Origin of the sequence: Mesobacillus boroniphilus JCM 21738 (assembly GCF_000517385.1) — a bacterium.
GTDB classification, from domain to species: domain Bacteria; phylum Bacillota; class Bacilli; order Bacillales; family Cytobacillaceae; genus Mesobacillus; species Mesobacillus boroniphilus.
Window position 1 is genome coordinate 1 of sequence record NZ_BAUW01000229.1, and the last position, 852, is coordinate 852.

An 852-nucleotide genomic window follows, 5' to 3' on the forward strand; every position below is an offset into this window, starting at 1 on the left:
GTGCAGGCGATTATTAGGAGCCGAAACTGGACATTTGATTACTCGTTTCATCTTATTCTTCTTACAATATTATCTAGTTTTGAAGGAATAAATAGGTTCCTTTCAATTAAATAGTCTGGTGGCGATGGCGAGAAGGTCACACCCGTTCCCATACCGAACACGGAAGTTAAGCTTCTCAGCGCCGATGGTAGTTGGGGGTTTCCCCCTGTGAGAGTAGGACGCCGCCGGGCATATATATATGGAGGATTAGCTCAGCTGGGAGAGCATCTGCCTTACAAGCAGAGGGTCGGCGGTTCGATCCCGTCATCCTCCACCATATATTTTCTACTAAGATAATCAAATGCCGGTGTAGCTCAATTGGTAGAGCAACTGACTTGTAATCAGTAGGTTGGGGGTTCAAGTCCTCTTGCCGGCACCTTTTGTACGAGCCATTAGCTCAGTCGGTAGAGCATCTGACTTTTAATCAGAGGGTCGAAGGTTCGAGTCCTTCATGGCTCATCATGTTTTTCCACAACAGTGAAAAAAAACAACCAAAATTCGCGAAAACTTATCATCTCATATGCGGGTGTGGCGGAATTGGCAGACGCACCAGACTTAGGATCTGGCGCCGCAAGGCGTGGGGGTTCGACTCCCTTCACCCGCACCAAAGTTTTTGCACTAGCAAAATAACTTTCCATAAAATGCGGAAGTAGTTCAGTGGTAGAATACAACCTTGCCAAGGTTGGGGTCGCGGGTTCGAATCCCGTCTTCCGCTCCATTTCTTAGCCGGGGTGGCGGAACTGGCAGACGCACAGGACTTAAAATCCTGCGGTAGGTGACTACCGTACCGGTTCGATTCCGGTCCTCGGCACC

General features: G+C 48.9%; 6 tRNA genes and 1 rRNA gene. All 7 read left to right on the forward strand.

Annotated elements, in window-relative coordinates:
* Window positions 1-114 precede the first annotated feature (114 nt).
* The 7 genes from rrf to JCM21738_RS21970 all read left to right on the forward strand — a co-directional run bounded on the left by rrf (window position 115) and on the right by JCM21738_RS21970 (window position 850).
* Window positions 115-230: ribosomal RNA gene (gene rrf, locus JCM21738_RS21940) — 5S ribosomal RNA — on the forward strand.
* 10 nt (window positions 231-240) lie between these two features.
* Window positions 241-316, forward strand: a tRNA-Val gene (locus JCM21738_RS21945).
* Window positions 317-342: 26 nt separating this feature from the next.
* A tRNA-Thr gene (locus JCM21738_RS21950) sits at window positions 343-415 on the forward strand.
* A gap of 10 nt (window positions 416-425) precedes the next feature.
* Window positions 426-498, forward strand: a tRNA-Lys gene (locus JCM21738_RS21955).
* Window positions 499-561: 63 nt separating this feature from the next.
* Window positions 562-646, forward strand: a tRNA-Leu gene (locus JCM21738_RS21960).
* 36 nt (window positions 647-682) lie between these two features.
* Window positions 683-757, forward strand: a tRNA-Gly gene (locus JCM21738_RS21965).
* 7 nt (window positions 758-764) lie between these two features.
* Window positions 765-850: transfer RNA gene (locus tag JCM21738_RS21970), tRNA-Leu, on the forward strand.
* Window positions 851-852 lie beyond the last annotated feature (2 nt).